This is a genomic window from Microbacterium ureisolvens, assembly GCF_015278315.1.
In the GTDB taxonomy this organism is placed as follows: Bacteria; Actinomycetota; Actinomycetes; order Actinomycetales; family Microbacteriaceae; genus Microbacterium; species Microbacterium ureisolvens.
The window spans coordinates 141,443-167,100 of sequence record NZ_JADIJE010000009.1; the positions used below are offsets into that span (position 1 = coordinate 141,443).

Annotated in this window: 26 protein-coding genes and 2 tRNA genes; 20 read left to right on the forward strand and 8 right to left on the reverse strand. The window is 70.7% G+C overall.

Annotated elements, in window-relative coordinates; genetic code table 11:
- Positions 1–17: 17 nt before the first annotated feature.
- Both IM767_RS14545 and IM767_RS14550 read left to right on the forward strand, forming a co-directional pair.
- Positions 18–2,111, forward strand: a complete 2,094-nt coding sequence (locus tag IM767_RS14545; protein WP_109210649.1) for a PTS fructose transporter subunit IIABC — start codon at positions 18–20, stop codon at positions 2,109–2,111.
- 63 nt (positions 2,112–2,174) lie between these two features.
- Entirely contained in the window at positions 2,175–2,444 is a 270-nt protein-coding gene (locus tag IM767_RS14550; protein ID WP_109210648.1) for an HPr family phosphocarrier protein, read from the forward strand.
- Between the two features lie 108 nt (positions 2,445–2,552).
- Here IM767_RS14550 and IM767_RS14555 read toward each other — a convergent pair whose 3' ends face one another.
- Positions 2,553–3,191, reverse strand: coding sequence for an MBL fold metallo-hydrolase (locus tag IM767_RS14555; RefSeq protein WP_109210647.1), 639 nt, complete (start codon positions 3,189–3,191; stop codon positions 2,553–2,555).
- 107 nt (positions 3,192–3,298) lie between these two features.
- Here IM767_RS14555 and IM767_RS14560 point away from each other — a divergent pair.
- Positions 3,299–3,374 (forward strand) — tRNA-Glu (locus IM767_RS14560).
- 42 nt (positions 3,375–3,416) lie between these two features.
- Positions 3,417–3,489 (forward strand) — tRNA-Glu (locus IM767_RS14565).
- 104 nt (positions 3,490–3,593) lie between these two features.
- Here the strand turns inward: IM767_RS14565 and IM767_RS14570 are convergent.
- From IM767_RS14570 to IM767_RS14580, 3 genes are all read right to left on the reverse strand, one after another.
- The gene (locus IM767_RS14570; RefSeq protein WP_162564296.1) at positions 3,594–4,034 is read right to left on the reverse strand and encodes a hypothetical protein; all 441 of its coding nucleotides are present in this window, start codon (positions 4,032–4,034) and stop codon (positions 3,594–3,596) included.
- A 195-nt stretch (positions 4,035–4,229) separates the two neighbouring features.
- The gene (locus IM767_RS14575) at positions 4,230–5,408 is read right to left on the reverse strand and encodes a DUF4349 domain-containing protein (protein WP_109210645.1); all 1,179 of its coding nucleotides are present in this window, start codon (positions 5,406–5,408) and stop codon (positions 4,230–4,232) included.
- A complete protein-coding gene (locus IM767_RS14580) occupies positions 5,405–5,971 on the reverse strand; it encodes an RNA polymerase sigma factor (RefSeq protein ID WP_109210644.1) in 567 nt (188 codons plus the stop codon). Before IM767_RS14580 ends, IM767_RS14575 begins: the two co-directional genes overlap by 4 nt.
- Positions 5,972–6,219: 248 nt before the next feature.
- Here IM767_RS14580 and IM767_RS14585 point away from each other — a divergent pair, with 248 nt between their 5' ends.
- The 8 genes from IM767_RS14585 to IM767_RS14620 all read left to right on the forward strand — a co-directional run bounded on the left by IM767_RS14585 (position 6,220) and on the right by IM767_RS14620 (position 14,681).
- A complete protein-coding gene (locus tag IM767_RS14585; RefSeq protein ID WP_109210643.1) occupies positions 6,220–7,293 on the forward strand; it encodes a TerC family protein in 1,074 nt (357 codons plus the stop codon).
- 51 nt (positions 7,294–7,344) lie between these two features.
- Complete coding sequence (locus IM767_RS14590) at positions 7,345–8,067, forward strand: hypothetical protein (RefSeq protein WP_109210642.1); 723 nt, start codon at positions 7,345–7,347, stop codon at positions 8,065–8,067.
- Between the two features lie 169 nt (positions 8,068–8,236).
- Positions 8,237–9,715: a 3-isopropylmalate dehydratase large subunit gene (gene leuC, locus IM767_RS14595; protein ID WP_109210641.1), complete on the forward strand. Its 1,479-nt coding sequence runs from the start codon at positions 8,237–8,239 to the stop codon at positions 9,713–9,715.
- 1 nt (position 9,716) lies between these two features.
- On the forward strand, positions 9,717–10,313 hold the full coding sequence (gene leuD, locus IM767_RS14600) for a 3-isopropylmalate dehydratase small subunit (protein WP_109210640.1): 597 nt from the start codon (positions 9,717–9,719) through the stop codon (positions 10,311–10,313).
- Between the two features lie 75 nt (positions 10,314–10,388).
- Complete coding sequence (gene murA, locus IM767_RS14605; RefSeq protein WP_239453307.1) at positions 10,389–11,771, forward strand: UDP-N-acetylglucosamine 1-carboxyvinyltransferase; 1,383 nt, start codon at positions 10,389–10,391, stop codon at positions 11,769–11,771.
- Positions 11,772–11,775: 4 nt separating this feature from the next.
- Positions 11,776–12,540: a lysophospholipid acyltransferase family protein gene (locus tag IM767_RS14610; RefSeq protein ID WP_109210639.1), complete on the forward strand. Its 765-nt coding sequence runs from the start codon at positions 11,776–11,778 to the stop codon at positions 12,538–12,540.
- The gene (locus IM767_RS14615) at positions 12,530–13,663 is read left to right on the forward strand and encodes an NAD(P)H-dependent glycerol-3-phosphate dehydrogenase (RefSeq protein WP_109210638.1); all 1,134 of its coding nucleotides are present in this window, start codon (positions 12,530–12,532) and stop codon (positions 13,661–13,663) included. Before IM767_RS14610 ends, IM767_RS14615 begins: the two co-directional genes overlap by 11 nt.
- On the forward strand, positions 13,563–14,681 hold the full coding sequence (locus tag IM767_RS14620; RefSeq protein ID WP_109210637.1) for a D-alanine--D-alanine ligase family protein: 1,119 nt from the start codon (positions 13,563–13,565) through the stop codon (positions 14,679–14,681). The genes IM767_RS14615 and IM767_RS14620 overlap by 101 nt, the downstream gene beginning before the upstream one ends.
- An 18-nt stretch (positions 14,682–14,699) precedes the next feature.
- Here IM767_RS14620 and IM767_RS14625 read toward each other — a convergent pair whose 3' ends face one another.
- Entirely contained in the window at positions 14,700–15,197 is a 498-nt protein-coding gene (locus tag IM767_RS14625; protein ID WP_109210636.1) for a DUF3515 family protein, read from the reverse strand.
- 57 nt (positions 15,198–15,254) lie between these two features.
- Here IM767_RS14625 and thiL point away from each other — a divergent pair, with 57 nt between their 5' ends.
- Entirely contained in the window at positions 15,255–16,250 is a 996-nt protein-coding gene (gene thiL / locus IM767_RS14630; protein WP_109210635.1) for a thiamine-phosphate kinase, read from the forward strand.
- A 35-nt stretch (positions 16,251–16,285) separates the two neighbouring features.
- The gene (locus tag IM767_RS14635; RefSeq protein WP_162564295.1) at positions 16,286–17,653 is read left to right on the forward strand and encodes a serine hydrolase domain-containing protein; all 1,368 of its coding nucleotides are present in this window, start codon (positions 16,286–16,288) and stop codon (positions 17,651–17,653) included.
- On the opposite strand, the gene rsmD is transcribed toward IM767_RS14635, so the two are convergent.
- Positions 17,611–18,174: a 16S rRNA (guanine(966)-N(2))-methyltransferase RsmD gene (rsmD, locus tag IM767_RS14640; RefSeq protein WP_109210633.1), complete on the reverse strand. Its 564-nt coding sequence runs from the start codon at positions 18,172–18,174 to the stop codon at positions 17,611–17,613. The two genes, IM767_RS14635 and rsmD, sit on opposite strands and share 43 nt — an antisense overlap.
- Before the next feature lie 127 nt (positions 18,175–18,301).
- Here rsmD and IM767_RS14645 point away from each other — a divergent pair, with 127 nt between their 5' ends.
- The 6 genes from IM767_RS14645 (at position 18,302) to mutM (ending at position 23,478) form a co-directional block, all read left to right on the forward strand.
- A complete protein-coding gene (locus tag IM767_RS14645; protein ID WP_109210632.1) occupies positions 18,302–20,464 on the forward strand; it encodes an ATP-dependent DNA helicase RecG in 2,163 nt (720 codons plus the stop codon).
- A gap of 42 nt (positions 20,465–20,506) precedes the next feature.
- Entirely contained in the window at positions 20,507–21,004 is a 498-nt protein-coding gene (gene coaD, locus IM767_RS14650; RefSeq protein ID WP_109210631.1) for a pantetheine-phosphate adenylyltransferase, read from the forward strand.
- 114 nt (positions 21,005–21,118) lie between these two features.
- Positions 21,119–21,601 (forward strand): YceD family protein, encoded by a 483-nt coding sequence (locus tag IM767_RS14655; RefSeq protein WP_198425968.1) that lies wholly within the window; start codon positions 21,119–21,121, stop codon positions 21,599–21,601.
- Positions 21,602–21,631: 30 nt separating this feature from the next.
- Positions 21,632–21,841 carry a 50S ribosomal protein L32 gene (rpmF, locus tag IM767_RS14660; protein WP_050721097.1) on the forward strand — a complete coding sequence of 70 codons (210 nt, stop codon included), beginning with the start codon at positions 21,632–21,634 and terminating at the stop codon, positions 21,839–21,841.
- 16 nt (positions 21,842–21,857) lie between these two features.
- Positions 21,858–22,559, forward strand: coding sequence for a ribonuclease III (gene rnc / locus IM767_RS14665; protein ID WP_109210629.1), 702 nt, complete (start codon positions 21,858–21,860; stop codon positions 22,557–22,559).
- A complete protein-coding gene (mutM, locus tag IM767_RS14670; protein ID WP_109210628.1) occupies positions 22,552–23,478 on the forward strand; it encodes a bifunctional DNA-formamidopyrimidine glycosylase/DNA-(apurinic or apyrimidinic site) lyase in 927 nt (308 codons plus the stop codon). Before rnc ends, mutM begins: the two co-directional genes overlap by 8 nt.
- Here mutM and IM767_RS14675 read toward each other — a convergent pair whose 3' ends face one another.
- Both IM767_RS14675 and IM767_RS14680 read right to left on the reverse strand, forming a co-directional pair.
- Positions 23,479–24,579, reverse strand: coding sequence for a GNAT family N-acetyltransferase (locus tag IM767_RS14675; RefSeq protein WP_109210627.1), 1,101 nt, complete (start codon positions 24,577–24,579; stop codon positions 23,479–23,481).
- Entirely contained in the window at positions 24,572–25,654 is a 1,083-nt protein-coding gene (locus IM767_RS14680; protein ID WP_109210626.1) for a GNAT family N-acetyltransferase, read from the reverse strand. Before IM767_RS14680 ends, IM767_RS14675 begins: the two co-directional genes overlap by 8 nt.
- Positions 25,655–25,658 lie beyond the last annotated feature (4 nt).

Sequence of the window (25,658 nt, forward strand, 5' to 3'; positions counted from 1 at the left end):
GACCGCAGGAGGTCACCGTGTCCGACACCATCACCACAGGCCTGGTGAGCCTCGACGCGCCACTGGGCGCCGACAAGGCCGCCGTCATCCGGTCGCTCGCCGCACGCGTCGTCGCGCAGGGCCGCGCGACCGACGCCGATGCGCTCTTCGACGACGCATGGGCGCGCGAGCAGAAGGACGAGACCGGGCTCCCCGGCGGGATCGCGATCCCGCACGCCAAGAGCGCCGCGGTCACGACGCCGTCACTCGCGTTCGCGCGGCTGACTCCGGGCGTCGACTTCGGTGCGCCGGACGGCGCCGCCGACCTCGTCTTCCTCATCGCCGCTCCGGCCGACGCGGCCGAAGCGCACCTCGCGGTCCTGTCCAAGCTCGCCCGCAGCCTGATGCAGGAGGACTTCACCTCTGGGCTGCGCGCCGCGACCACCGACGAGGACGTGGTCGCGATCGTGCAGACGGCGATCGGCGAAAGGGATGCCGCACCCGCCGCCGCACCGGCCGCCGCCGCAGCCGCCGCACCGGCCGCCGACGCAGCCGCCGCACCGGACGCCGCCGCACCCGCGGGCGACGGGCTCACGGTCGACGGACGGCCCGCGCGGATCATCGCCGTCACCGCGTGCGCCACCGGCATCGCCCACACCTTCATGGCAGCCGATGCGCTCACCGCAGCCGGCAAGAAGGCGGGCGTCAACCTCGTCGTCGAGCCGCAGGGCTCGAGCGGCTACCAGGCGCTGCCCGCAGACGTGATCCGGGGTGCCGACGCCGTCATCTTCGCCACCGACGTCGACGTGCGCGACCAGCAGCGGTTCGCTGGCAAGCCCGTGGTGCGCTCCGGGGTCAAGCGCGGCATCGAGCAGCCGGGCCAGCTCATCTCCGAGGCCGTCGCCGCGGTGAGCGACCCGTCGGCCACCCGGGTCGGCGGCGAGGCCTCCGCCGCTTCCGCGGCCCCGGCCGAGACGCTGTCCTGGGGCGCCCGCATCCAGCGGATCCTCCTCACCGGCGTGAGCTACATGATCCCGTTCGTCGCGGGCGGCGGTCTGCTGATCGCGCTCGGCTTCCTCCTGGGCGGCTACAACGTCACCGACAACGCCGCCAACGTGATCATCCAGAACTCTCTGTGGGATCTTCCCACTGAAGACATCACGTCGAACTACGGACCGCTGGGCCAGTACCTCGGCTCGGTCTTCTTCATGATCGGCGCCACGTCCATGGGATTCCTGGTGTCGGCGCTGTCCGGCTACATCGCGTTCGCGATCGCCGACCGGCCGGGCATCGCACCCGGCTTCGTCGCCGGCGCTGTCGCGGTGCTCATGAACGCGGGCTTCATCGGCGGCATCGTCGGCGGCCTGCTCGCCGGTGTCACCGCCTGGTGGATCGGCTCGTGGAGCGTGCCCCGCTGGCTGCGCGGCCTGATGCCGGTCGTGATCATCCCGCTGCTCGCCTCGATCGTGGCCTCGGGGCTGATGATCCTCTTCCTCGGTCGGCCCATCGCGACGCTGATGGAATGGCTGAATGTCTGGCTGACCGACCTCGCCGGCACCGCGGGCATCATCGTGGTCGGCGTCATCCTCGGCCTCATGATGTGCTTCGACCTGGGCGGACCGATCAACAAGGTCGCGTACGCGTTCGCCGTGGCCGGCCTCGCCGCCGGCTCGGCCGACAATCCCACGCCGTACTACATCATGGCGGCGGTCATGGCGGCGGGGATGGTGCCGCCGCTCGCGATGGCGCTGGCCTCCACCGTCCTGGCACGCAACCTGTTCCCGCCGGTCGAGCGCGAGAACGGCAAGGCCGCGTGGCTGCTCGGCGCCGCGTTCATCAGCGAGGGGGCGATCCCGTTCGCTGCCGCCGACCCGCTGCGGGTCATCCCCGCATCCATGGTCGGTGGCGCGGTGACCGGTGCGCTGAGCATGGCGTTCGCCGTCGAGTCGCTGGCTCCGCACGGCGGCGTGTTCGTCCTCTTCGCGATCAACCCGATCTGGGGCTTCCTGGTAGCGATCGCGGCCGGCACGGTCGTCACGGCGCTCGTCGTCATCGCCCTGAAGAAGTGGGTGGGCCGCAAAGAGCTCGAGCAGGCCGAAGCCACCGAGATGGCCGTACCCGTGGCGGCCTGAGGCCGTCGTCCGACAGAATCGGAAGCGTCGACCGCCGAGGTCCGACGCAGACAGGAGAGAACAATGGCAGAACGTCAGGCCACCATCGCCAGCAGCTCAGGACTCCACGCCCGCCCCGCGAAGCTCTTCGTGCAGGCCGTGCAGGCGCAGCCCGTCCCGGTCACCATCGCCGTCGAGGGCGGCCCCGACCTCAACGCGGGCAGCATCCTGTCGCTGATGGGCCTCGGCGCCTCGCAGGGCACCGTCGTCACCCTCAAGGCCGACGGCGACGGCGCGGACGATGCGCTCGACGCGCTGGTGAGCCTCCTGGAGACCGACCTCGACGCACAGTAGACGCTGATCCACCGTCCGGCTCGAGCGCCGCACGGGAAGACGAGACGACGGATGCCGCAGATCGAAGCTGCCGCGGCATCCGTCGTCCGCGTCTGGGGACCGATAGCGTCAGATGTCGGTGCCCTCGCCGGGGTTCAGCGCCACCAGCTCGCCGCCGCCTTGCTCGGCAGCCCATGCGAGCCGCGCCCGGCCCATGTCGCGGCCGGCGACCGACAGCGTCATGTCGTGCGTGCCGAACACGCGTCGCGGCGCGACGGCGAGCACGAAGTCCATCGCCTCGCCGATCTTGAGCCAGGGTGCGCCGACGGGGGAGGCCAGGAGCTTCACCGAACGCCCCTCGGGCACCGCGTACGAGTCGCCCGGGTAGTAGAACTCGTCGTTCACGAGGACGCCGACGTTGTCGACGACCGGGATCGACTCGTGGATCACCGCGTGCTTGCCCCCGAAGAATTCGAGCCGGAAGGGATCGAGCTCGATGATGTCGCCGGGGTGCACCAGCGTGATGTCGTAGTCCACGGCCACCTTGGCGACTCCCTCCGGCGCGAAGATCGGGATGCCGGGGAACGTTCCGAGGATGCGGTCGAGGTGGTCCGCCGTCCAGTGGTCGGGGTGCTCGTGGGTGATCACGATGCCGACGACCCCCTCGAGCTCGCCCAGTGGGGCGGTGAAGGATCCCGGGTCGATGACCAGCGTCTTGCCGGTGTCGACGATGGTGAGAGTGGCGTGCTCGAACTTCGTGACTCGCATGCCTCGAGTCAAGCGCCCGGCCGTCGCACGGGCAAGCGGAACCGCGATGCCCGCGCCGATTTGGAGCGGGCATGAGCGCCGTGGCATAATCGAACGGTTGCCTGAACGGCCCCATCGTATAGCGGCCTAGTACGCCGCCCTCTCACGGCGGTAACGCGGGTTCGAATCCCGCTGGGGTCACCAGTCAGGCAACAACGTCGCAATCCCGGTTGCGGCGCGCTGTACGGCCCCATCGTATAGCGGCCTAGTACGCCGCCCTCTCACGGCGGTAACGCGGGTTCGAATCCCGCTGGGGTCACCGACAAGAAGCCCCGGGCCTGCCAAGGCTCGGGGCTTCTTCGCATCTCGGGCCCATCCTGCGGGACGTCCGCGCATGTCCTCGCCACGACCGGCGCGCCGCGCTCAGCGAGCGGTGCCGATGTAGTGGTCGTCGATCCCACCCGTGGGGGTGTACGTCCCGACCAGTGATCCGGACGCCTTCACGCCCTCGTAAAGCCCCCACGCGTCGACGAGTGTCCATGTGCCCGTCGAGCCCGGCTCACCGAACCGTGCCTTGAGCCGCACGGTGAAGCCGCCGTTCCCGCTGTCGCAGGTGAACTCCTTGTCGCCGATGAACACGCCGCCCCACGGCGTGAAGTTCGCCTTGGCGTTCACGTCGACGACGGTCCCCGTCTCGCATCCCTCGATGTTCCCCTCGAAGTCGTTGGGTCCTTCGAGACTCTCCGTGTGCACGACGACGTCGACGGGGTACGCCACCGGTGCTGCGCCGGCGGAACTCGCGCCCGCGATGCCCAGGACGAGTCCGAAGACCACGCCGGCAGCTGCTCGCGATCTGATGCTCATCTGAATTGCCCTCCCCAGTCCGGACACGGCGCCCGGCGTGGAGGACGCTACGCCCGCGGATCCGCGCTGTCGAGGGGAATGGGGGTTCTCCCTAGGGGAGGGGTGGCCGACTCCCTAGGCCGTGGCGCGCGGCTCCGGCCGCCCGGATCATCCCGCGTCCGTCGAGCGGTTTCGCGGGCCGAGGCGCGGCATCCGTCAGCCCCGTTCGTCGGAGACGGATGCCGCGGCCCGCGCCGCCTCGTCGGCGCGCCGTTGCCGGCGCCGGCGCACGAGGCGGACGATGCCCCATACGACGAACCCGACCACGGCGGCGACGGCGAGCCAGGGGATCAGGAATCCGAGGGCGACGACGATGCCGTTGAGGGTGGCCACGAGTCCGTTCCAGCCGGCCGCCAGGCCGTCGCCGAAGCCGGCGGGGTCGGCAGCGACGGGTTCGACGTCGGGGACGATGGTGACCGAGAGCGTCGACATCGCTACCTGGTCATCGAGCATGTCGAGCTGCTGCTGGTAGGACTCGAGCAGGGCCTGGCGCTCGGCCAGGGCCGACTCCGCCGCGATGAGGTCGGCGACGCTCTCCGCCTGGGCCATCAGTGCGGTGAGACGGTCCACCGACGCCTCCGCCGCCTCGATCCGCGCCTCGAGGTCGAGCGTCTGATCGGTGACGTCCTGTCGGGAGACGTTCGTGGCGGTGACCTCGCCGACATCGTCGAGCTCCTCGACCACGCCGGTCAGCTGGTCGGAGGGCACCCGGACGGTGATCCAGGCTCCGTCGGTGGGCTCGGGGGCGGGGTAGGTGTCGTAGACCATGCCGCCCTCCGGCGTCATGGGATACACGGTGCCGTCGCCGCCGACGCTCATCGACTCGACGTAGCCGCCGTGGGCGACCGCCGAGTTGCCGATCGCGCGCACCGCCGCGTCGACCTCGTCGACCCTGACCGTCGCCGAGGCCGTGGTGATGATGTCGCGGTCGGTCTGCGCCGCTCCGGAGACGCCGCCCGCGGCGCCCTGGCCCGAGGACTCGGGGCCGATCGTCAGGGGCGCGGCGTCGCGGGAGTCGGTCACGGCCGCGTCGGACCCGCTCTCGGAGCCCGCACCGTCGGCGGGTGCCACCGGCGCGACGGCGGACTCATCCGAGGAGGAACCGCCCGATCCGTTCACGAGCGACCCGACAGACGGTGCGATGACGGCCGCGACCGCGATGACGGCCGCGGCCGCGCCGCCTGCAAGCCACAGCCGGCCGCGTCGCGTGCGCCGGTCTGTCTGGCGCGCGCGCTCGCGGGCGATGTCGGCGAACAGTGCGCCCTCGATCTCGTCGATGCGCTCGGGGGTGAGTTGGGGCAGGGACGCCGGGGTTCCCGAAGGCTGGGTGTTCATGTGCTCTCCTTCACGACGGTCCGCAGACGGGTGCGGATGCGGGAGAGACGATTGCGGACGACGCCGTGGGCCACACCGAGCTCATCGGCGGCGGCCTGGTAGGCGTACCCCTCGGTGGTGCAGAGCCGGAAGATCGCCCGATCGAGGTCGCCGAGCCCGGCGACCTCTTGGAGGATCGCCTCTGCCAGGCGCTCGTCGATCACCTGCTGCTCGACGTCGACCGTCGCCGGGATGGTCTCGTCGACGCCTGCCGTGGTGTACTCGCGATCGCGGCGCTGGCGGCGGATGCGGTTGGCGCTCTGGTACCGGCAGATCGTCGCCAGCCAGGGCAGCAGCGAATCGCCGGCGAGGTCGAGGCCGGGAAGCTTGCGCCAGGCGACGAGGAACGTCTCCTGCGTGACCTCCTCCGCATCGGCGGGATTGCTGACCAGCCCGTGCGCCATCCAGTACACCGGCCGCACGTACGCGCGGTAGAGCGTGCGGAAGGCGTGCTCGCTCCCGCCCGCGGCCAGTTCCACGAGCTCGGCGTCGCCGGTGGCGCCCGGCGGGTCGTCGTCGGCCATCCCCATCCTCCGAATCATCTCTCACCCTGTCAGTGTCCGCATCGCCCGCATCGTCTCACGGCGCACGGAGCCCGCATCCCGCCTGTATCCTGATCCGAGCGAGAGGGAGTATCCCGTCACCGCGCATCCGTCATCACGGGTCCCGACACCGCGACCCCGGGTACGCGCCGCAGGCCGATCGGCCCGCGGGGGAGAGACTTTCGGCGTCGACCGACCCCTCATACTTTCCCCACTTCGAAAGGCCCTGAATGGACCTCGAACTCCCGCTGTGGTTCGAAATCGGATCCCTCGTGATCCTCTCCCTGATCCTGCTCGCGGACCTGCTGCTGATCCTGAAGCGCCCGCACATCCCGTCCACGCGCGAGTCGACGCTGTGGGTCGTGTTCTACGTGACCCTGGCCCTCATCTTCGCGGGCATCATGTGGATCGTCGCCGGACCCGAGTACGCGGGGCAGTTCGTCGCCGGCTGGCTCACCGAGTACAGCCTGTCGATCGACAACCTCTTCGTCTTCGTCCTCATCATGAGCCAGTTCGCGGTGCCGCGCCGCTACCAGCAGGAAGTCCTGATGGTCGGCATCATCATCGCGCTGGTGCTCCGCGGCATCTTCATCCTCGTCGGCGCGGCCGTCATCGAGCAGTTCAGCTGGGTGTTCTACATCTTCGGCGCGTTCCTGGTGTGGACGGCATGGCGGCAGGCCTTCCCCGGCGGCGCCCACGACGACGAGGTGAAGCAGGAGGCCTTCGTCGTCCGCCTGCTCCGCCGCACCATCGACATCAGCGACCACTACGACGGCGCGAAGATCCGCACCGTCGTGGACGGCAAGAAGATGTGGACGCCGATGATCATCGTCTTCGCGGCGATCGGTGTCACCGACCTGCTGTTCGCGATCGACTCCATCCCCGCGATCTTCGGCATCACCCAGAGCGCGTTCATCGTGTTCACGGCGAACATCTTCGCCCTCATGGGTCTGCGCCAGCTCTACTTCCTGCTCGGCGACCTGCTCGACCGCCTGCGCTACCTCCACTACGGCATCGCGTTCATCCTCGCCTTCATCGGACTCAAGCTCGTCTTCCACGCCATGCACGTGAACGAGCTGCCGTTCATCAACAACGGCGAGCACATCGAGTGGGCACCCGAGATCTCCACCTGGATGTCGCTGGGTGTGATCATCCTCTCGATGGCCGTCGCGACGATCGCGAGCCTCATCGCGTCGGCGCGCGAGCGGCGGGCGGGGACGCCGGATGCCGCGGCCGCCGTCGTGGCCGACGAGAAGGGCACCCCGCCCACCGTCGAACAGCCGCACTCCGACGACAGCCGCTGACCTCTGCGCTGGGCCGTTGTCGACGGCCCGGCGCGGTGCCATACTTCCGCCATGCGGAGCGGGGGAGTCCCCGCGGACGGCGCTCTCGACGCCGAGCTGACCGCCCTGAGGGAACGCGCGTACGGAGTGGACGCCGACATCGACGCCGACCCCGTCGCCGTCGCGCGGCTCGCCGAGCTCGAGACGCGCCGTGCGGCCGCAGTCCGGTCGGAAGGCCAGCGGCGGCCGTCCGCTGCGGCCCAGGCGCCGCGGGGGACCGGCGGCGATGCCGAACCGGTGCGGCCGGGGTGGTGGCGCCGCTCCCGGGCGGGATCATTCGTCGCGGGGGCGGCCGTCGCCACGCTCATCGCCGCGGCTGGCGCGGGCTGGCTCGCGTGGGCGGCACCTCGCCCCGACGCGACGCTGCGCCCGACAGGCGCCGCCCCGAGCGAACAGGTGCTCCGGCTCGCCGACTACGCGCGGCGGCAGATGGTCGGCAAGGCCTCTCTCCGCGGATTCGAGTCGATCCTCGGGCTCGAGGTGTGGTCGGCGCGCAGCGGGCTCGGCAACGAGTGCCTGCTCGTCTTCGAGCCGGTCACCGATGACCTCCTGGGGGTGGGGTGCGTGCCGCCTCCGGCGCAGCCCGTCGTCGAGATCGTCGACGTGCCGGTGGCCTGGCGTCAGCAGTGGACGGAGCACTTCCCGTCGGGAACAGTGGTGCGGTTCGTGCTCGACGAGGATGCCGTCGAGGTCTGGATCTACGAGGGAGCCCCCTGGCCGCAGGCGCCGCCGTGAGGGGACGCCGTGTGACAGGGGCGACCGGGGCCGCGCGACGGCGGTGGTAGCCTGGGCACGTGCGGATCGCTCGCCTCCTCCTTAGCGGCCGCGACGAGTCCTAGTTCCCAGGCCTCTCTCGTCGCGGAGTTTCGTCGCGGGCTTGATCCCTTCTGAGGAGAACTGAGCAATGAGCATTCCCGACGCACCGAGCATTCCCGATCGCCCGCGGACCCTCGCCGAGAAGGTCTGGGACGACCATCTCGTCGTCAAGGGCGAGGACGGTCAGCCCGACCTGATCTACATCGACCTCCACCTGGTCCACGAGGTCACGAGCCCGCAGGCGTTCGACGGCCTCCGTGCGGAGGGGCGCCCGGTGCGGCGTCTCGACCTCACGATCGCGACCGAGGACCACAACACCCCGACGCTCGACATCGACAAGCCGATCGCCGACCTGACCAGCCGCACGCAGATCGAGACGCTGCGCCGCAACGCCGCGGAGTTCGGCGTCCGCCTTCACTCGCTGGGCGACGCGGAGCAGGGGATCGTGCATGTCGTGGGTCCCCAGCTGGGGCTGACAATGCCCGGGATCACCGTCGTCTGCGGCGACTCGCACACCTCGACGCACGGAGCCTTCGGTGCGATGGCCTTCGGCATCGGCACGAGCGAGGTCGAGCACGTGCTGGCGACCCAGACGCTGCCGCTCAAGCCCTTCAAGACGATGGCGATCACCGTCGAGGGCGAGTTGAAGCCCGGCGTCACGGCCAAGGACATCATCCTGGCCGTCATCGCCAAGATCGGCACCAACGGCGGCCAGGGCTACGTGCTGGAATACCGCGGCAGTGCCATCCGGTCGCTCTCGATGGAGGGCCGCATGACGATCTGCAACATGTCGATCGAGGCAGGTGCCCGAGCCGGCATGGTGGCACCCGACGAGACGACGTTCGCCTACCTCGAGGGCCGGCCGCACGCGCCGAAGGGGCAGGACTGGGACGACGCGGTCGCCTACTGGCAGACGCTCCCCAGCGACGAGGGCGCCGTCTACGACGCGGAGGTCTTCCTCGACGCGAATGAGCTGGAGCCCTTCGTCACCTGGGGCACGAACCCCGGCCAGGGCGTCTCGCTGAGTGACAGCGTGCCCTCGCCGGACGACTTCGCCGATCCCAACGAGCGTGCCGCCGCCGAGCGCGCGCTGGAGTACATGGACCTGGTCCCCGGCACTCCGCTCAAGCAGGTGCCCGTCGACGCCGTGTTCATGGGATCGTGCACCAACAGCCGGATCGAGGATCTGCGCGCGTTCGCGTCGGTCATCGAGGGCCGCAAGAAGGCCGACGGCGTGCGCGTGATGGTCGTTCCCGGCTCCGCCCGCGTCCGCCTCGAGGCGGAGGCCGAGGGCCTCGACAAGGTCTTCCAGGAGTTCGGGGCGGAGTGGCGATTCGCCGGCTGCTCGATGTGCCTGGGCATGAACCCCGATCAGCTCGCGCCGGGGGAGCGCTGCGCCTCGACGAGCAACCGCAACTTCGAGGGCCGGCAGGGCAAGGGCGGACGCACGCATCTCGTCTCGCCGCTCGTCGCCGCCGCCACCGCCGTTCTGGGGCGGCTGGCGAGCCCGAGCGATCTTCCGGCGCCGGTCGCAGCCGCAGCCGCAGCCGAGGGCACGGAGGTCTGACATGGACAAGTTCACCACTCACAACGGCGTCGCCGCCCCGCTCAAGCGCTCCGCGGTCGACACGGACCAGATCATCCCCGCCGTATACCTCAAGCGCGTGACCAAGACGGGTTTCGAGGACGCCCTCTTCGCGAGCTGGCGGCAGGACCCCGACTTCGTCCTCAATCAGCCGGTGTATTCGCAGGCCAGCATCCTCGTCGCCGGCCCCGACTTCGGCACCGGCTCGAGCCGCGAGCACGCCGTGTGGGCGCTGCGCGACTACGGCTTCAAGGTCGTGCTGAGCCCGCGGTTCGCCGACATCTTCCGCGGCAACGCCGGCAAGCAGGGCCTGGTGGCCGGTGTGATCTCGGAGAGCGATCTCGAGGCGGCGTGGGCGGCGCTCGAAGCGAACCCGGGAGCCACCATGACGGTGGACCTCGAGGCCCGGACGGCGACGATCGGCGAGCTGAGGCTCGCTTTCGAGATCGATGATTACACTAGGTGGCGGCTTCTCGAAGGGCTCGACGACATCGGGCTCACGCTGCGCGACGAAGACAAGATCGCGCAGTTCGAGGCTCGCCGAGAGGCGTGGCGGCCGCGGACGCTTCCCGTTCCGTAAGCCGGGCCGGGCGCCCGAACCCGGGCGCCCGACCGCCGCAAAGCACCCTCGTGCACACCAAGTGAGGACCACCGGATGAAGCCACTTCTGAATGTCGCCGCAGGCGAGAGCACGACTGCGAAGGCGGGGGAGCAGGAAGTGACCGGTGAAGTACTGGCGATCCGAGGCGGACGCCCGCTGACGGGGCGCGTCGAGGTCAAGGGCGCCAAGAACCTCGTCACGAAGGCGATGGTCGCGGCCCTGCTCGGAGAGACCGCGAGCACGCTGCGCGACGTTCCCGACATCAGCGACGTCCAGGTGGTCCGGTCCCTCCTCGAGGTCCACGGCGTCCGCGTCGTCGACGGCGAGGAGGAGGGCACGATCCACCTCGACCCGAGCGGCGCCGTCGCCGCGCACTTCGAGGAGATCGACGCGCACGCCGGGGCATCGCGCATCCCGATCCTCTTCTGCGGGCCGCTCCTGCACCTCCTCGGCGAGGCGCTCATCCCCGACCTCGGCGGCTGCCGCATCGGCGACCGCCCGATCAACTTCCACATGGACGCGCTGCGCGCGTTCGGCGCCGTCGTCGACAAGAGCTACGAGGGCATCCGCATCACGGCGCCGAACGGACTCCACGGCGCGAACATCGAGCTGCCCTACCCCAGCGTGGGTGCGACCGAGCAGGTGCTGCTGACGGCTGTGCGTGCCAAGGGCGTCACCGAGCTGCGCAACGCGGCGATCGAGCCCGAGATCATGGACCTGATCGCCGTGCTGCAGAAGATGGGGGCGATCATCTCGTACGAGCCGAACCGCGTCATCTTCATCGAGGGCGTCGACTCGCTGCGCGGCTATGACCACCGGGCGATCTTCGACCGCAACGAGGCCGCCTCGTGGGCGTGCGCGGCCCTCGCCACAGACGGCGACATCTTCGTCGGCGGCGCGCGTCAGCAGGAGATGCTGACGTTCCTCAACGTCTTCCGCAAGGCCGGCGGCTGGTTCGACGTCCGCGAGGACGGGATCCAGTTCCGGCGCGACGGCGCACTGAAGCCCGTCGTGGTCGAGACCGACGTCCACCCCGGCTTCATGACCGACTGGCAGCAGCCGCTGATCGTGGCCCTCACGCAGGCCCAGGGCGAGTCGACCGTGCACGAGACGGTGTACGAGAACCGGCTCGGGTTCACCGAGGCGCTGAACCTGATGGGTGCCGACATCGTCGTGCACAGCGACGGCATCGACGCACCCGGCCGTCGTGTTCCGCGCCGCGCCCTCGAGCAGGCCGCCGTCATCAACGGCCCGACACCCCTGCACGGCGCGGATGTCGTCGTCCCCGACCTCCGTGGCGGCTACAGCTACGTGATCGCCGCACTGGCTGCCGAGGGCGAGTCGATCGTGCGCAACGTCGGGATCATCCGGCGCGGCTACGAGAAGTTCTTCGCCAAGCTCGACCAGCTCGGCGCCGACTTCGACGTCATCGGATAGTCCGGTGGCGAGCGATCGACCGCGGGCTTCGGCGGAGAAGACCCGTCCGAGTGTCTTCTGGCCGCTGGCGGCCATCGTGGTGCCGCTGCTCGGCCTGATCTTCAAGGTCGAGGTCGAGGGCGGGGAGAAGCTGCCCCGCGAGGGCGCCTACGTCCTGGCCCCGAACCACGTCAGCGAGATCGACCCGCTGGTGGTCGCACTGGCCGTCTGGCGGCTGGGGCGCGCACCGCGGTTCATGGCGAAGGAGAGCCTCTTCCGCGTGCCGGTGCTGGGCTGGGCGCTGCGTGCCACCGGCATGGTTCCGGTCGCGCGGGCGACCTCCGCCGCAGCGGCGCGGGCCACGCTCGAGGCGTCCGAGACCCTCGTGCGCCACGGTCGCGGCGTCATCGTCTACCCGGAGGGCTCGCTCACCCGCGAGCCCGACCTCTGGCCCATGCGCGGCAAGACCGGCGCGGTCCGGCTGGCGCTGGCCGGCGGCATCCCGGTCATCCCGATGGCGCACTGGGGCGCTCAGCAGGTGCTGCCTCGCTACGGCAAGCTGAAGCTGTGGCCGCTGCGCCGCCGTGTGCGCGTGCTGGTGGGCGACCCGGTCGACCTGTCGGCGTACGCCGACGCCGCGTCGTCGCAGACCGCGCTCGTCGAGGCGACGGACGTCGTGATGGCCGACATCGCGGGACTGCTGGCGCAGCTGCGCGGCGAGCCCGCCCCTGCCGAGCGGTGGAATCCGGCCGATCACGGCCAGAAGGAGACGGGACGCCTTGAGCCGTAGGGATGCCGGGCGCCCGCGCGTCGCCGTCATCGGCGCGGGCAGCTGGGGCACGACGTTCGGGAAGATCCTGGCGGACGGCGGCGCACACGTGACCATGTGGGCCCGCCGCCCCGAGCTCGCGACCGAGATCCAGGAGGGTAAGCGCAACAGCGAGTACCTTCCGGGGATCAACCTGCCCCGCGACATGCACGCCACGCACCATCTGTCGGAGGCGCTGGACGGCGCCGACCAGATCTACCTTTCGATCCCCAGCCAGGCGGTCCGCCAGAACCTCAAGGCCGTGCGCCCGCTGATCTCGAAGACCGAGGCGCCCATCGTGTCGCTCATGAAGGGTGTGGAGCGCCGCACCGGCCTGCGCATGAGCCAGGTCATCGAGCAGGAGCTGCACTGCGATCCGGCGCGGGTCGCCGTCGCCTCCGGCCCGAACCTCGCACTCGAGATCGCGCGCGAGCAGCCCACGGCCGCGGTGATCTCGTCGACCAGCCAGGAGACCGCCGAAGCGGTGGCCCGACTGGCCCGGAACCGCTACTTCCGCAGCTTCGTCAACACCGACGTCATCGGCACCGAGTTCGGCGGCGTGCTCAAGAACCTCATCGCGGTCGCGATCGGCATCGTCGACGGCGTGGGCTACGGCGAGAACACCAAGGCGTCGATCATCACGCGCGGCCTGGTCGAGATGACCGACTTCGCGGTGGCGTTCGGCGCGCAGCCCGAGACCCTGCAGGGGCTCGCCGGGCTCGGCGACCTCATCGCGACGTGCCAGTCGCCGCTCAGCCGCAACAACACCGCCGGGCGCCTGCTCGGCCAGGGCTACCGCTTCGACGACGTCGTCAAGCAGATGAACCAGACGGCGGAGGGCCTGGCGTCCGTCGCGCCGATCCTGCAGCTGGCGCGAGAGGTGGGCGTGCAGATGCCCATCGTCGAGCAGGTGAAGATGGTCCTCGACGGAACCATGAACCCGCGCGACATCGCGCCGCATCTCACGACGGATGACGACACCCCCCAGGGCGAGAGGACGACGAATGGACAAGCCGGCGGTGGCGGTGCTCTTTGGCGGTCGATCCAGCGAGCACTCGATCAGTTCCGCAACGGCGGGCGGGGTGCTGCGAGCGATCGACCGTGACCGCTATCGGGTGATCCCCGTCGGGATCACCCGGGACGGCGTGTTCGTCCTCGAGGACGACGACCCCGACAAGTTCGCGCTCGACGCCGAGCGGCTCCCCGAGGTCGTCGACAACGGCACCCGCGTCGTGTGGCCCGAGGGGGGCGCCGACCGCACCCTCCGGGTGCGTCGTGCCGACGGCGCGCTCGACGAGCTCGGGCGTCTGGACGTCGTGCTGCCGATCCTCCACGGCCTCCACGGCGAGGACGGCACGGTCCAGGGCTTCTTCGACACCCTCGGCATCCCGTACGCGGGCGGAGGCGTGCTCGACTCGGCGCTGTGCATGGACAAGCACTTCATGAAGATCGTGCTCGCCGCCGCCGGTGTGCCGGTCTCGCCGTGGGTCACCGTCACGCGCGCGCGCTGGGAGAGCGACCCCGAGGGGGTGCGAGCGGATGCCGCGGCCCTGGGTGAGCCGTCATTCGTCAAGCCCGCGCGCGCGGGGTCGAGCGTCGGCGTCTCGAAGGTCCACGACGGATCCGAGCTCGAGGCGGCCCTCGCCCTCGCCTTCGCCGAGGACGACAAGGTCCTGATCGAGTCGGCGATCGCCGGCCGCGAGGTCGAGGTGGCGATCCTCGAGGGGCGCGGCGGAGCAGCGCCTCGTGCGTCGCTCCCCGGTGAGATCGTGCTCACCACTCGCGAGTTCTACGACTTCGAGGGCAAATACCTCGGCGGCGACGGGGCCGATGTGGTGTGCCCCGCCGATCTGACCGACGCCGAGATCGCGGCGATCCAGGAGCTCGGCATCCGCTCGTTCCTCGCCGTGGACGGCAAGGGACTCGCCCGTGTCGACTTCTTCCTCACCGCCGACGGCCTCTACGTCAACGAGCTCAACACCATGCCGGGCTTCACACCGATCTCGATGTTCCCGAAGTGCTGGATCGCCTCGGGGATGTCGTACGGCGAGCTGATCACCGAGCTCGTCGACACCGCACTCGAGCGCGCCGGTGCAGTGACCGCGGCGGCATCCGTCCGCTGACGAGAGCGGCGCCCGGGATCAGGGCGCGGTGGTCGCTTCGTCGCGGTCGAGGCACTGACCGTCGACGGGGAGCACGCTCACGATCGGCGACAGGGCATCGAGCACATCGCGGCTCGAGACGCCGTTCCCCGCGTCGTCGGCCGTCGTGTCGAGGTAGATCTCGACCGCAGGGGTGCGTCCGAAGGTCGTGACGCGGAAGCGCGGCGCGTCGCTGTCGTCGATGATCCAGTCGACGCCCGCGACCTCCTCGCAGCGGAGCGTGGTCGGCCCGGGAGGCTCCACCCCGCACGTGAGCAGCACCGTGGACGGCTCTCCCCACGCGCCGGTCGCCTGTGCGTCCGTCCACCGGCGCGGCTCTCCGCCGACAGTGCCGGGCAGATTCGACGTCACCTCCGCGCACAGCGGGTCGTTCGCCGCGGGTGCCGGGTCGAGGTCGACCGTCGTGCTGCAGCCCGTCAGGCCGACCGCCGCGACCGCAGCGAGACCGATGGCGACGAAGGTGGGGAGAACACGCACCTTTCCAGGCTAACCCGGCCGCGCGACCCGACCTGTCGGCGACGGTAGCGTGGTCGGGTGGTCGAAGAGCGCGAGGATCCGACGGTGGGCGAGCTCAGCGAGGGGCGCATCCTGCGAGGGATCCTCGAGCGATTGGGCGGGTCGAACGCCCTGGTCGGTCCGGGCGACGACGCCGCCGTCATCGCCGCGGCCGACGGGCGGGTCGTCGCGACCGTCGACACGCTGGTGCACGGTCCGGACTTCCGCCTCGCCTGGTCGAGCGCCTTCGACCTCGGCTACAAGGCCGCCGCCGTGAACCTCGCCGACATCGCCGCCATGGGCGCCACCCCCACGGCGCTGCTCGTCGCACTCGCGATGCCGGACGCGACGCGGCTGTCGTTCGTGACGGGTCTGGCGGACGGCCTGCGCGCGGCGTGCCGCGATCTGGCGCCCGGCTGTCGCGTCGAGGGCGGCGACCTCACGGTCTCCGACACGCTCACCGTCGCCGTGACGGCGCTGGGAGCGCTGGCGGGCCGCCGGCCGGTGCTGCGTTCGGGGGCCGCCCCCGGCGATGTCGTCGCGGTGGCGGGCGAACTCGGGCGCGCCGCGCGGGGCCTGCGGACCCTGTTCGAGCGGTTCACGGATGCCGAGGGCCGGCCGATCCCCGTCGACGAGAGCCTCCTGGCCGCTGAGGACCTCGCCGACCTGAACGCGCAGCTGCGGCCGTCGCCGCCGGTGTGGCTCGGCCCGGACGCGGCGGATGCCGGCGCGACAGCGATGATGGACGTCTCCGACGGACTCGTGCTGGACGCCTCCCGCATGGCTGCGGCATCCGGCGTCACCATCGCCCTCGAGTCCCCGCTCCTCGGTCGCGACCCCGCCTCGGCGCTCGCGGGTGGCGAAGATCACGCGCTGCTGGCCGCGTTCCCACCCGACCGGCCGCTGCCGCACGGCTTCGTGCGCGTGGGCCTGGTGCGTGCGCGCGGTGACGAGCCCGTGCTGGTCGACGGTCGAGCGTACGAGGGTCGCGGCGGCTGGGATCCGTATCGGGATTGGGACTCGGGTACGGGCTGACGCGCGATGTCGGCCCGGACCGCTACGGTGACACGGTGACGCACCTCCTCCCGCGCTCGACGCCCGAGCTCCGATCCGTGCCGTCCGCGGCGATCGCGCGCCTGATCTCCGCCCTCGACGGGGTCGACCAGATCCATACCTTGACGGTCGTCAGACACGGCCACGTGATCGCCGAGGCGACGTGGGCGCCGTACGACCGCGAGCTGCCGACCGCGATGTACTCGGTCAGCAAGAGCTTCACCTCGATCGCCGTGGGCCTCGCGGTCTCGGAGGGTCTGTTCGGGATCGACGACCGCGTGCTCGACCTCCTTCCCGACTTCGCACCGGATGACCCGTCCGAGCATCTGCGCGCGCTCCGGGTGCGCCACCTGCTCACGATGACGACCGGGCACGCGCAGGAGAGCCCGCTCTGGGAGGACGACTGGGTGCGCGCCGCGCTGGCGGCCGAGCTGCGGTACGCACCGGGGACGCACTGGCTGTACAACACCCCTGCGACCCATGTGCTGTCGCAGATCGTGCAGCTGCGGAGCGGGCAACGGCTGCTGGACTACCTGCGCCCGCGCCTGTTCGATCCGCTGGGGTTCCGCGAGCCGGTCTGGGAGCAGAGCCCCGCCGGCGTCGACGCCGGCGGGTTCGGCCTGTCGATCCGTCCCGAGGAGCTGGCCGTCTTCGGCCAGCTGCTCCTGCAGGGCGGTGTCTGGGAAGGGCGCCGCCTGGTGCCCGCCGAGTGGATCGAGCAGGCCACCAGCAAGCAGGTCGACAACGAGCCGGGCGACCGCGATTGGAATCAGGGCTACGGTTTCCAGTTCTGGCGGTGCCGCCACGATGCCTACCGCGGTGACGGCGCCTTCGGCCAGTACGTCGTCGTCCTGCCGGGCCACGACGCCGTGGTGGCGATCACGGGAGGGCTCCCCGACATGCAGCAGCCGCTGGACGCCCTGTGGGAGTTCCTGCTCCCGGCGTTCGACACGACGGAGCCGGCGGGCGAGCCCGCCGTGCCCACACCTGTGCCCGCCGTCGGCGGCGAGGTGCGCGCGGGCGAGGTCGCCTACGAGTACGAGGGGCCGGTGCGCTCGCTGCGCGTGTCGGAGGGGGTGCTCGAGATCGACGGCCGGGAGCTGGTGTGTCGTCCGGACGCGTGGTCGGACGGCATCCTCGCGGCTGATCCTTCCGCCGACCGCTTCTGGTACGGCGACCGGGTCGCGGTCTCGGGCGGGTGGACGGGGGAGACCTTCACCGCCGACCTGCGGCTGCTGCAGGACGCGACCACGTTCCACCTCGTCCTCGACGGCAGCGGATACCTGCGCATCACACGCGACGTCGGCTTCGACGGCACCGAGGTGTGGGAGGGACGACCCGTTCAGTCCGACGTCGTCGCCCACCACAGCGCCGTGTCGCCGTAGCGCTTGCTGCGCGTCGCGATCATCCCGTCGGGCAGCGCCGGCTCCGGGGATCGCGCGGCGCGTTCGATGACGACATCCGCACCCGTGATGAGCAGCGGTGCCAGCAGCGCCAGCGTCGACGCGAGTTCGGTCTCGCCGACGTCGTAGGGCGGATCCAGGAACACGAGGTCGAACGGCCCTCGCGCGGCGCGCAGGAAGGCGTCGGCGGACGAGCGATGCACGCGGATCGCGGCATCCCTTCCGACCGCCTTGGCGACCCGTCCGGCGTTGCGCTGAGCCACCGCCGCGGCCTTGGCGGACTTCTCGACGAGGTCGGCGGACGCCGCGCCGCGGCTGACGGCCTCCAGGGCGAGGGCGCCCGAGCCGGCGTAGAGATCCAGCACGGCGGCGCCCCGCAGCGCATCTGCGGACTCGAGCGCTCCGAACAGCGACTCTCGGACGCGATCGCTGGTCGGGCGGGTGCCGGCGTCGGGAACGTCGAGAGAGAGCGAGCCCGCACGGCCGGCGATGATGCGCGTCACCCCCTCACGATAACGGCCTGCGCGCCCGTCATTCGAGCGAGCGAGCGCAGATCGCACCCCGGGTGCGCCCTCGGGCTCCTGCCCCTCTCGCGCGCGGGACGTCGCCGGTCGAACCTAGACTCGTCGCGTGGCCTCCTTCACGCTCGAATCGAGCCTCGGCGGCGCGATCGGCGGGAAGACGGCGGCCGCGCTCGAACGCGCCTTCGGCATGTCGACCGTCGGCGATCTGCTCGTGCACTACCCGCGGCGGTACGCCCGGAGAGGCGAGCTGACGCTCATCTCCTCGCTCCCCGTCGGTGAACCGGTGACGATCGTCGCCGAAGTGCGTCGGGTGAACGAGCGCCGGATGAAGAACCGCAACGGCTCGCTGCTCGAGGTCGTGATCAGCGACGGCAACGGCGAGCTCTCGCTGACCTTCTTCAACCAGTCCTGGCGCGTCAAAGACCTTCGGCCCGGTCGTCGGGGGATCTTCGCCGGCAAGGTGGGCGAGTATCGCGGCGCCAAGCAGCTCGCCCACCCCGACTACGAGCTGTTCGAGGACGAGGAACAGGCGCGTCTCACCGCCCAGGCCAACGCGAACCTGCCGATCCCCATCTACCCCGCGACGAGCACCGTCGCGAGCTGGCAGCTGCAGAAGATCGTCGAGCTCGTGCTCGACGGGCTGGGGGAGGTGCCGGAGCCGCTGACCGACGAGCTGCGCGCTCGGCACGGTCTGCTCCACGCGCGCACCGCCATCGAGCGGATCCATCGGCCGAAGGCCTTCGGAGAGATCGAGCTCGCCCGCGAGACGCTGCGCATGCAGGAGGCGTTCGTGCTCCAGGTCGCGCTGCTGCAGCAGCGTCAGTTCGTGCGAGCGCTGTCGGCGACGAAGCGAGCGCCGGGCGCGCTCCTCGAGCGATTCGACGCCGCCCTGCCGTTCCCGCGGACGCCCGACCAGGTGACGGTCGGCGAGGACGTCGCGCGCGATCTCCAGGGCGACTGGCCGATGAACCGGCTCGTGCAGGGCGAGGTCGGATCCGGCAAGACGCTGGTCGCGCTGCGCGCCATGCTCCAGGTCGCGCAGGACGGCGGCCAGTCCGCGCTGATCGCCCCGACCGAGGTTCTCGCCGCACAGCACGTGCGCTCGATCGCCCGGATGCTGGGGCCGCAGCTGGCGCCGGAGCTCATGCCGACGCTCCTCACCGGCCAGCTCCCCGCCGCCGAGCGCCGCAAGGCGGCGCTGCGGGCCGCCTCCGGCCAGGCGCGCATCGTGGTGGGCACGCACGCGCTGCTGAGCGAGAGCACCACCTTCGCCGACCTGGGGCTCGTCGTCGTCGACGAGCAGCACCGGTTCGGCGTCGAGCAGCGCGAGTCGCTGCGCGCGAAGGGCTCGTCCCCGCACGCCCTCGTGCTCACGGCCACGCCCATCCCGCGCACCGTCGCGATGACGGTCTTCGGTGACCTCGACGTGTCGACGATACGCACCATGCCCGCCGGTCGCGCGGGCATCGAGACCTTCGTCGCGCCGCTCGACGTGCGCCCGGCCTGGTTCGGGCGGGTGTGGGAGCGGATCGCGGAGGAGGTGCGGCAGGGACGCCAGGCGTTCGTGGTGTGTGCCGCGATCGACGCGGAGGCTCTCACGAAGGACGACACGGCCGATGAGCCGGCCGGCGACACGGGCGGCGAGGCGAGCCGTACCCGCTGGGGGGTCGTGCAGGTCGCGGAGCTGCTGTCGCGGCATCCGTCGTTCTCCGACATCCGGGTCGAGATCCTGCACGGCAAGATGCCCTCGGATGAGAAGGATGCCGTGATGCAGGCCTTCGCCCGCGGCGACGTCGACGTGCTCGTGGCGACCACGGTCGTCGAGGTGGGCGTCGACGTGCCGAACGCCTCGACGATGGCGATCCTCGAGGCCGACCGATTCGGCGTGTCGCAGCTGCACCAGCTGCGCGGGCGGGTCGGCCGCGGCGGGGTGCCCGGCCTGTGCCTGCTCGTGACGGAGGCGGCGCTCGGAACACCCGCGAGGGATCGGGTGGATGCCGTGGCATCGACCCTGGACGGGTTCGCCCTGGCCGAGATCGACCTCGAGCTGCGCGGGGAAGGCGACGTGCTCGGCGACGCGCAGTCCGGCGCGCGGTCGTCGCTGCGGCTGCTGCGGGTCGTGAAGGACGCCGACATCATCTCCGAAGCGCGCGTCGCGGCGGAGCAGGTGCTCGCCGACGACCCGGCCCTGCTGCGTCACCCCGGCCTGGCCGCCGCCCTCGAGCGCAACGTCGGCATGGCCGAGCGCGCCGCGCTCGCGAAGAACTGAGGCGCGACGGGCGGTGCCCCGCGGGCCAGTAGGCTGGTCGGCATGAGCAGCCGGATCGCCGTCGTCCCGGGATCGTTCGATCCGCCGACCCTCGGTCATCTCGATGTCATCCGGCGTGCGGCGTCGCTGTACGACCAGCTGCACGTGCTCGTGGTGCACAACCCCGGCAAGGAGGCGATGCTGCCGATCGCGCAGCGTCAGGCGCTCCTGGAGCAGTCGATCGCCGAGACCGACATCGACGGCGAGGTCGTCGTCGCCTCGTGGAGCATGGGACTGCTGGTGGACTACGCGACGGATGTCGGAGCCGGCGTGCTCGTGAAGGGGATCCGCTCGCAGGTGGACGTCGCCTACGAGACGCCCATGGCGATCGTCAACCGTCATCTCGCCCACGTCGAGACGGTGTTCCTCCTGCCCGACCCGGCGCACGCACTCGTGTCGAGCTCGCTCGTTCGGCAGGTGGCATCGCTGGGTGGCGACGTGTCCCCGTTCGTGCCGCCCGCCGTCGCGCGCTTCCTCGACACCGGCGCCCGCGGCATCTGAGCCGCTTCGCGGCTGGGGGTGTCCACCCGCGGCTAGGCTGGACCCGTGGCCAGAAAGAATGTGACGGGTCCCTTCGTCCTCCCGGTCCGCGACATCGTCCATCGTCCGGGCGAGATGCGCGAGCACACCTTCGACGTCCCGGCGCCCGACAAATGGGGCGAGGGTCTCGTCGCCGTCGCTGCGGGCGAGCCGCTCGTCGTCGACGTGCGGCTCGAGTCGGTCCACGAGGGGATCCTGGCCTCCGGCGAGGTCGAGACGGAGTACACCGGCATCTGCGGCAGGTGCCTCACGGACATCGCCGAGGGGGTCAAAGTCGAGTTTCAGGAGCTTTTCGCGTATCCTGGGGAGGACGAAGCTGACTTCGAGGTTCAAGACGACCACGTGGATCTTGAAACTCTGGTCAGGGAAGCGGTCGTCCTGTCGCTTCCATTTCAGCCGGTGTGTCAGCCGGATTGCCCCGGCCTCGATCCGGTCACGGGTGAGCGGCTGACCGAGAGCACCGGATCGCAGCAGAGCGAGCCTCTCGATCCACGATGGGCTGCGCTCCAGGACTTCACCATGACCAACGACGACGAATCACCGCGCTCCCGCGGCTGACCGCGTCGAGAACACAGAGAAGAGCAAGCCATGGCAGGCAACCCCCCGAAGCGGAAGGTCTCCCGTTCCAACACGCGCTCGCGTCGCGCGCAGTGGAAGGCCGAGGCGCCCGCCCTCGTCAAGACCGTCGAGAACGGCAAGGTCGTCTACAGCCGTCCGCACCAGGCGAAGGTCGTCACCGACTCGCAGGGCACCGAGCTGTTCCTCGAGTACAAGGGCCGCAAGGTCGCCGACGTCTGATCGTCGCGCACCTGACGTGACCGACGTCGCTGCCGAGCGCACCGCGCTCGCAGACCTCACGCAGAAGCTCGGAGTCGATATCGACCCCGAGCTTCTGTCGCTGGCGCTCACGCACCGGTCCTGGGCCTACGAGAACGGCCAGGTCCCGCATAACGAGCGCCTGGAGTTCCTCGGTGACTCCGTCCTCGGTCTGGCCGTGACGGTACGCCTGTTCACGGGCCACCCCGAGCTCGAAGAGGGCGCGCTCGCGAAGCGGCGCGCCAGCGTCGTCTCGACGGTCGCCCTGGCCGAGATCGCCCGCGGCATCGGCCTCGGGGATCACCTGCTCCTCGGCCGCGGCGAGATCCTGACGGGCGGGCGCGACAAGGACTCGATCCTCGCAGACACGATGGAGGCGATCTTCGGGGCGACCTACCTCGCCTGCGGACCGGACGCCGCCACGGGCCTGGTGCTGCGGCTCGTCGAGCCGCTCCTCGCGGACCCCGAGCGGTACGGCGCGGCGATGGACCCGAAGACGGCGCTGCAAGAGCTCGCTGCGCGCGGGGCGCTGCTTCCTCCGGTCTACTCGGTGACCTCCACCGGGCCCGACCACGACCGGCGTTTCACCGCGACCGTGACCGTCGGCGACCTCACCGCCGAGGGCGCGGGCACCAGCAAGAAGCACGCCGAGATGGCCGCGGCGCTCACCGCCTGGCGCGAGCTCAGCGGACGTGCCTGAGCTTCCCGAAGTCGAGGTCGTCCGCGCCGGCCTCGCTCCCGCCGTCACCGGCGCCCTGGTGCTCGGTGTCAGCGCGACCGATGAGCGCGCGCTGACCCGCCACCTCGGCGACGCCGGTGATTTCGAGACGCGGCTCACGGGGCGCGTCGTCAGCGCGGCGGCACGGCGCGGCAAGTTCCTGTGGCTTCCGCTGCAGCCGCGCGTCGGCGCGGGCGCCGCTGAGGAGGCGGTGGTCGGTCACCTCGGAATGAGCGGGCAGATGCTGCTGCGGCTGCCGGGTGCCGCTGCGGAGCGCCACGAGCGCGTCCGCATCGACCTCGCACATCCTGTGCACGGGGAGCTCTCGGTCGTGTTCGCCGACCAGCGCACGTTCGGCTCCCTCGCGATCGATTCGCTCGTCGCCACGCCCGACGGCGCGCCCGGCGGATACGGATGGGGCGAGGCATCCGTCCCCTCGCAGGTGGCGCACATCGCGCGCGATCCGCTGGATCCCGCCTTCTCCGACGGGGGATTCCGGCGCGCGCTCGCCCGGAAGGACTCGGCGATCAAGCGCGTGCTGCTCGATCAGACCGTCATCAGCGGCGTGGGCAACATCTACGCCGACGAGTCGCTGTGGGCCGCGCGCATCCACCCCGAGACGCCTGCTCGCCAGCTGTCGACGCGTGCCATGAACCGGCTGCTGGGCGAGGTGCGGCACGTGCTCCACAAGGCACTCGCCGAGGGCGGCACGAGCTTCGACGCGCAGTACGTCAACGTGAACGGCCAGGCCGGCTACTTCGCGCATTCGCTCAACGCGTACGGCCGCACCGGGGAGCCGTGTCCCCGATGCGGCCGTCCGATCATGCGCGTGTCGTTCACCAACCGCTCGAGCCATTTCTGCGCGCACTGTCAGCGCGCGCCGCGGCAGGCGTCGGCCTGATCACAGGTCGAGCACCTTCTTCCACGCGCCCGCGTACGAGGCCGGCACGAAGCCGATCGCCTCGTTGATGTCGAGCATGTGGCGGTTCTCCTCGGCGTTGAACGTCGACACCCGCGGCGACTCGGGCGCGATCTCGCGCCAGCGCAGCAGGTTCGCGCACTTGACGATCGTGCCCAGGCGGTGCCCCCGGTGCTCCTTGAGCACCAGCGTGCCGAACTGCTGCGTCGGACCGCTGTGGTCCTCGGCGATGGCGAGCTCGTTGTACGCGGCGATCCGACCCGTCGGCACGTGGATGACGGCGGCAACCGAGACGGTGAGTCCCTGTGCCTGCAGTCGTGCATCGCGTCGCTCGACGCGCGCGGCGTCCCAGTGCTGCTCGTCGATGACCATGCCGCCGGCGGGGACGTCGGTCGACATGCGGGAGATGGCGTAGGCGAACCCGTCGACGTACTCCGGCGGGGTCGGCGACGTCCATGTGACCGCCCGATAGTCCTCTCCGGCGCGGTCCAGCGCGTCGGCGTGCATGCGCTCCACGAGCCGGAAGTCGCCCGTCAGATCGAACACGCTGTTGCGCTCCACCTGCTCGAGGGAGAACCCGTTCGCCACCTGGAACCGCGTCTGCGCATCCTCGGCCGGCACCGAGCCCCAGCCCGTCGACGGCTCCAGCCGCGCGCCCGGCGCATCGGGCCGGTGGAGCGTCCAGGTCTGGATGGTCGCCAGACCGCGCTCGCGCGCCTCGCGCTCGACCTCGGCGAGGAGGAGCTCCTCGACGCCGCGGCCGCGGTGCGGGGGGTCGACCATGAGGTCGAACTCCACCGTGCTCGCCTCTGCCTCGTTCGAGATCATCAGCTTGACGGCGCCCAGCACGTCGTCACCTCGCACTGCGGCGAAGCCCAGCTGCGTCCAGTCCGTCTGGTCCTGCCAGAACCCGAGCATCTCCTCGGGCTCCTCGCGGAGGTAGTCGTGCCCGGCGTCATGGAGGCACACCGCGTTGGCGATGCGCACCATCTCCAGGAAAAGGCGTGCACCGGGCGCTTCGGCCGTCTCGGGGACGGCGATGCGCGCGATCGTCACCACGCCGGCTTCTGCCAGATCAGTCATCGAGCACCTTCTTCCATGCGCCCTCATACGCGATCGGCGCGAAGCCGATCGCCTCGTTGATGTCCAGCATGGGCCGGTTCTCCTCTGCGTTGTAGGTGATGACGCGCGCCGAGTCGGGCGCGACCTCGCGCCAGGACAGCAGTCCGGCGCACTTGACGAGCGTCCCGAGCTTGTGACCGCGGTGCTCTTTGAGGACGAGGGTGTCCTCCTGGTGGGATGCCTCGGTGCGGTCCTTGCCGATCACAAGCTCGTTGAACGCGCACAGCTCGCCGGATTCGATGTGCTGCGCGGCCGTCACCTGGATGGTGCGCCCGGAGTCGGTGTAGCGGGCGTCGTGCTCGGCGATGCGTGCGGCATCCCAGGTCTCCTCGTCGAACTCGAGCGCTGCGGCCGGCGCATCGGTCGACATGCGCGACTTCATCCACGCGTAGCCGGCGACATATTCTTCCGGGGTCGGCGCGAACCACTGCACCACCCGGTAGGCGCTGGAGGCCGCGCGGGCTTCGGCAAGCAGGCGCTCGACCTCGTCGAACGAGCCGGTGAGGTCGAAGGCGCTGTTGCGCTCGACCTGCTCGAGCTTGTAGCCGTGACGGAGGAAGAACCGGGCGATGTGATCCTCGGGGATCTCGCCGAACCCCGTCGGCGGGGCGAGCCGCGCTCCCTCGGCCTCGGGGTGCTCGGCCCAGGACTGCAGCACGGTGCGGCCGTGCTCGCGGGCGGTCTTCTCGACCAGTTCGTAGGCGGCCGAGCCGATGCCTCGGCCCCACTTCGCACGCAGCAGCTCGATCAGCCAGAACGCGGCCTTCGAGCCCTCCTCGTGCGGGATGTCGACGCCGACGCGGCCGATGATCGCGCCGTCGTCGACGATGACCCACGACAGTCTGGTCTCGTACTCGGAGGGGCGGTAGTGGGGAAGCAGCTCGTCCGCCGAGATCCGGTGGTCGTCATGACCGGAGATCTCGCGGTAGATGAGGTTTCGGACCCGCACCATCTCGACGAAGTCGGTGGCGTCGGCGGCGTCGATGGCGGCGGGGATGACGAGGGGTCGGAACTCGACCTCGGTGAGGGTGGTCATGTCG

Coding starts and splice junctions, on each gene's coding strand:
- IM767_RS14585 (WP_109210643.1), top strand. CDS start 6,220: ATGGACCTCGAACTCCCGCTGTGGTTCGAAATCGGATCCCTCGTGATC.
- IM767_RS14620 (WP_109210637.1), top strand. CDS start 13,563: ATGGACAAGCCGGCGGTGGCGGTGCTCTTTGGCGGTCGATCCAGCGAG.
- IM767_RS14580 (WP_109210644.1), bottom strand. CDS start 5,971: ATGGCCGACGACGACCCGCCGGGCGCCACCGGCGACGCCGAGCTCGTG.
- leuC (WP_109210641.1), top strand. CDS start 8,237: ATGAGCATTCCCGACGCACCGAGCATTCCCGATCGCCCGCGGACCCTC.
- IM767_RS14590 (WP_109210642.1), top strand. CDS start 7,345: ATGCGGAGCGGGGGAGTCCCCGCGGACGGCGCTCTCGACGCCGAGCTG.
- IM767_RS14680 (WP_109210626.1), bottom strand. CDS start 25,654: ATGACCACCCTCACCGAGGTCGAGTTCCGACCCCTCGTCATCCCCGCC.
- IM767_RS14655 (WP_198425968.1), top strand. CDS start 21,119: ATGCGCGAGCACACCTTCGACGTCCCGGCGCCCGACAAATGGGGCGAG.
- IM767_RS14570 (WP_162564296.1), bottom strand. CDS start 4,034: ATGAGCATCAGATCGCGAGCAGCTGCCGGCGTGGTCTTCGGACTCGTC.
- IM767_RS14675 (WP_109210627.1), bottom strand. CDS start 24,579: ATGACTGATCTGGCAGAAGCCGGCGTGGTGACGATCGCGCGCATCGCC.
- murA (WP_239453307.1), top strand. CDS start 10,389: ATGAAGCCACTTCTGAATGTCGCCGCAGGCGAGAGCACGACTGCGAAG.
- IM767_RS14575 (WP_109210645.1), bottom strand. CDS start 5,408: ATGAACACCCAGCCTTCGGGAACCCCGGCGTCCCTGCCCCAACTCACC.
- IM767_RS14550 (WP_109210648.1), top strand. CDS start 2,175: ATGGCAGAACGTCAGGCCACCATCGCCAGCAGCTCAGGACTCCACGCC.
- IM767_RS14555 (WP_109210647.1), bottom strand. CDS start 3,191: ATGCGAGTCACGAAGTTCGAGCACGCCACTCTCACCATCGTCGACACC.
- leuD (WP_109210640.1), top strand. CDS start 9,717: ATGGACAAGTTCACCACTCACAACGGCGTCGCCGCCCCGCTCAAGCGC.
- coaD (WP_109210631.1), top strand. CDS start 20,507: ATGAGCAGCCGGATCGCCGTCGTCCCGGGATCGTTCGATCCGCCGACC.
- rpmF (WP_050721097.1), top strand. CDS start 21,632: ATGGCAGGCAACCCCCCGAAGCGGAAGGTCTCCCGTTCCAACACGCGC.